This window comes from Azospirillum sp. B506, from assembly GCF_000333595.1.
Classification (GTDB): Bacteria; Pseudomonadota; Alphaproteobacteria; order Azospirillales; family Azospirillaceae; genus Azospirillum.
The window spans coordinates 1-4262 of record NZ_BADK01000356.1 but is presented as its reverse complement, the minus strand read 5'-3'; the positions used below and the strand labels follow the sequence as shown (position 1 = coordinate 4262).

The following is a 4262-nucleotide window of genomic DNA, read 5'->3' as shown; positions in this document are numbered from 1 at the left end:
GCCGGGCATCACCATCAGGTCGGTGACGCCGCGCACGCCCGAATGCAGCACGTCGTCGGCCATCTTGAAGGCGTCCGCGAAGGTCGTCTTCTCGTTGGCGATGCGGAACAGGTTCTGGTTCGGGATGATGATCAGGGTGTCGACATACTGCTGCAACTCGGCGATGCCGCCTTCCGCCAGCCGCATGCGGTGACCGCCCTCGAAATGGAAGGGCTTGGTGACGACGCCGACGGTCAGGATGCCGCGCTCGCGGGCCGCACGCGCGATGACCGGTGCCGCACCGGTGCCGGTGCCACCGCCCATGCCGGCGGTGATGAAGACCATGTTGGAGCCTTCGAGATACTGGACGATCTCGTCGATCTGCTCCTCGGCCGAGGCGCGGCCGACGTCCGGCTTGGAGCCGGCGCCCAGGCCGCGGGTGGTGCCGGTGCCGAGCTGGATGCGCTTCTCGCACAAGGACCCCTTCAGCGCCTGTGCGTCGGTGTTGCCGACGACGAAGTCCACGCCTTCCAGGTTCGACTTGATCATGTTGTTGACGGCATTGCCGCCGGCGCCGCCGACGCCGAACACGGTGATGCGCGGCTTCAGCTCGGGCTCGATCTGGGGGATGGTCACGTTGATCATTCTGTTCAGGCCTCCACAACCTGTTTTCGTTGGGTTTGATGTTTGATATGCCGCGACCGGCGCCCGGTTGTGTCCGGTGTCTGTCCGTTCGGGAATCGGTGAATGGCGGCGATGGGAGGTCTCATCTAGAGGTTCTCCCGCAGCCACAGGCCGACGCGGCCGAGGAGCCCGGTTGACGCGACCGCCTCTTGGCCGGTCACCATCAGCTCCGTCGGGTTGCGGACGGCATGTAGGAGAAGGCCCGCCACCGTCGAGAAGGCCGGGCCGCCATGCGCCTCGTTGAGGCCGGCGATCCGGGTGGGGCGGGCGATGCGGACCTGCTTGTCCAGGATGGGGGCGGCCATCTCGCGCGTGTTGGGCAGCTGGCTGGCGCCGCCGGTCAGCACGACGCGGCGGCCGACCAGCTTGGCATGGCCCGACTGCTCGATGGCGCTGCGCACCTCCTCGAAGATCTCTTCCATCCGCGCCTGGATGATGCTGACCAGGAAGGAGCGCGGGTGGCTGGCGGTGCCGCTGCCGCTGCGTTCGTCCTCGCCGATCTGCGGCACCTCGATCATCTCGCGCTCGTCGGCCGGGTTCACCCGGGCGCTGCCATAGAGCACCTTCAGCCGCTCGGCATGGATCAGCGGCGTGGCCAGCCCATGGGCGATGTCGTTGGTGACGTGCCGGCCACCCAGGGGCACGCAGCCCGTCCACACCAGATTGCCCTCGGCGAAGATCGAGATGGTGGTGCCGCCCCCGCCGATGTCGACGCAAGCCGCCCCCATCTCCATCTCGTCCTCCACCAGGCAGGCGAGACCCGAGGCGAAGGGGCTGACCACGATGGATTCGATGTTCAGGTGGCAGCGGGCAATGCAGGCGTGCAGCGTGCGGATGGCGCCGGCCGCCGCGGTGACGACATGCAGCTGGGCGCCCAGCGTGTGGCCGCTCATCCCCTTGGGGTCGCGGATGCCGCGGCTGCCGTCCAGGCTGAAGCCCAGCGGGATGGTATGGATCAGCGCCTGGTCGGGGCCGGCCTGCAGGGTGCGGGCATGGGCCATGGCGCGGCGGATGTCGCCCTCCGTCACCTCCTGGCCGGAAACCGGGACGGTGGCGGTGAAGGCGTGGGAGCGCGGATGGCCCATCGACAGGTTGACGACGACGTCATGCACCGTCTCGCCGGCCATCTGTTCGGCGGCATGCACGGCGGCGCCGACCGAGGTCTCCGCCGCTTCCATGTCGATGATGGTCCCGGCGCGGATGCCCGTGGCGATCTGGTGGCCGACGCCGATCACGCGGAGGGAGCCGGGTTCCTCCATCCGTGCGATGACGCAGCACACCTTCGTCGAGCCGACGTCCAGCGCCGTGACGATCCCGCCACGGGCCGGCCGCTTCGGCTTCTTGGCGCCGTTGAATCCCATCCCGAACATGCCCCCCAAGACTTTCCCTCAACTCCTGTCAGTCGACGATTGGCGCTTCCCCACAAGAGCCTGTCGCCGCCAAGTCTCACTGTCCCGTCTTACGACTTCTTGCCGTTCTTCTTCTTCGCGTCGTCCTCCCAGCCGGGAAGCTGGGCGGTGGCGGACGTCTGGATCGCGGCACGCTCGGGCAGGCGCAGGTCGATGGCGACGATGTCACGGTCGAGCACATGGCTGGCCGTGTGCATCTGCTCCAACTGACGCAGCGCGCGGCGCATCTCGGCGGTGCCTTCCGGCAGCTTCACCGTCACGCCGTTGCTGAGCTGCAGGTTCCAGCGGCGATCGCTGATCCAGCTTGCCGAGGACAGCATCGGCGCGATGGTCGGCGCTCCCTCCAGCGCCGACAGCAGGGTGTGGACCTGCTGCGGGGCGTTGGCGCCGATCACCTGCGGCAAAGTCTCGATCCGCTGGTTGCCGCGGCGCGCCAGTTCCGCGGCGTCGGCCAGTGGCCGGCCGGCGCGGTCGATGACGGTAAACTGGCGCTCATGCTGCCAGATCGCCATCGGCTGGCGTTCCGACAGGCGGATATAGAGGAAGCCCGGCAGGCGCCGCTCGATCGAGGCCGACGACACCCAGGGCAGTTCCTCCAGCCGCTGCTTGGCATCGGCCAGGTCGATGGACAGGATCGGCTCGCCCCGGCGCACGCCCAGCGCGTCAAGCACCACGTCGCGTTCGGTCTCGCTGCGGCCGACCACCAGGATCTCGGACAGGCGGAAACCCATGTCGCCGGTCAGGCGGATGACGCTCTCCTGTGCCGCTTCGACCGTGTCGGCCAGATTGCCGCGCTTCCAGGCGGAGCCGGCGGCGGCGGTCAGCCCGAGCACCGGCACCAGCAGCAGCGCCGTCTTGACGGCGGAGCGGGTCCAACGCGGCCAGGCCCGGCGCCGTTTGCCTTTTTCCGCCGACGCGGCCATGGCGCGCGGCGGGACCGGCATCTCGTCCCGGGCGCGCGCACCGGCGGCGGCGCGGAAGTCCGGGTTGGCCATCAGGCGAGCTGACATGCGGCATTCTCCACCAGCCAGCCGACCAGCGCGCCGTAGGTGATTCCCACATGCGCGGCCTGCTCGGGCACCAGCGACAGGGGCGTCATGCCCGGCTGGTTGTTGATCTCCAGGAAGTACAGGCCGTCCGTTCCCGGCCGGCTGTCATCCCAGCGGAAGTCGCTGCGCGACACGCCCCGGCAGCCCAGGGTGTGGTGCGCCAGCACCGCCAGCCGCTTCGCCTCCTCCGCCACCGCCTCGGGGATGGCGGCGGGGATGGTGTGGACGGCATGGCCGGCGCTGTATTTCGCGGTGTAGTCGTAGACCTGAGCCTGAAAGACGATCTCGGTCACCGCCAAAGCGCGGTCGCCCATGACGCCCACGGTCAGCTCGCGACCGGGGATGAACTCCTCGACCAGCGCACGTTCACCGAAGGTCCACGCATCGCCGACCGGGCTGTTCTGCCCCTCGCGGACCAGGGTTACGCCAACGGTCGAGCCTTCGTCCACAGGCTTGACGATATAGGGCGCCGGCATGGGGTGGCTGCCGCCGGTGATCTCCCCACGGGACAGCACCATGCCCTTGGGCGAGCGGATGCCGACGGTGTCCAGCAGGCGCTTGGTCATCGCCTTGTCCATGGCGACGGCGGCGGCCTGGACCCCGGAATGGGTGTAGGGCAGGCCCAGGAATTCCAGCACGCCCTGGATCGTCCCATCCTCGCCGCCGCGGCCATGCAGGGCGTTGAACACCACGTCGGGGCGGGGGGTGGACAGGGCATGCATCAGTCCGCCCAGGTCGCGCTGCACGTCGATGGCGGTGACGCGGTAGCCTTCCTCCTCCAGCGCCTTGGCGACGCCGGCTCCGCTGACCAGCGACACCTCGCGCTCGGCCGACCAGCCGCCCATCAGGACGGCGACATGCTTCTTGTGGGCGTGGAGCAGGGCTTCGGTCATTGGGCGGTGCTTTCTTCGGCGGCAGCGATGCCGATGCGCTTGATTTCCCACTCCAGCGTCACGCCGCTGGTCGCGAACACGCGGCGGCGGACCTCCTCGCCCAGCGCTTCCAGCTGGGCGGCGGTGGCTGTGCCGTTGTTGATCAGGAAGTTGCAGTGTTTTTCCGACACCTGGGCGTCGCCGATGGACAGTCCGCGGCAGCCGGCCCTGTCGATCAGCTCCCAGGCCTTATGGCCTCAGGGTCTGAA

General features: G+C 68.8%; 3 protein-coding genes and 2 pseudogenes. All 5 read right to left on the bottom strand.

What is annotated here, in order from left to right:
- Positions 1-624: pseudogene (locus I71_RS10975) on the bottom strand (cell division protein FtsZ); the annotation flags it as partial.
- A gap of 125 nt (positions 625-749) precedes the next feature.
- Positions 750-2024 (bottom strand): cell division protein FtsA, encoded by a 1275-nt coding sequence (gene ftsA / locus I71_RS10970; protein WP_042694870.1) that lies wholly within the window; start codon positions 2022-2024, stop codon positions 750-752.
- Between the two features lie 98 nt (positions 2025-2122).
- The gene (locus I71_RS10965; RefSeq protein WP_042694865.1) at positions 2123-3082 is read right to left on the bottom strand and encodes a cell division protein FtsQ/DivIB; all 960 of its coding nucleotides are present in this window, start codon (positions 3080-3082) and stop codon (positions 2123-2125) included.
- Complete coding sequence (locus I71_RS10960; protein WP_042694863.1) at positions 3067-4014, bottom strand: D-alanine--D-alanine ligase; 948 nt, start codon at positions 4012-4014, stop codon at positions 3067-3069. The genes I71_RS10965 and I71_RS10960 overlap by 16 nt, the downstream gene beginning before the upstream one ends.
- Positions 4011-4250, bottom strand: a pseudogene (locus I71_RS35820) (UDP-N-acetylenolpyruvoylglucosamine reductase); the annotation flags it as partial. The gene I71_RS10960 and the pseudogene I71_RS35820, both read right to left, overlap by 4 nt.
- Positions 4251-4262: the final 12 nt, after the last annotated feature.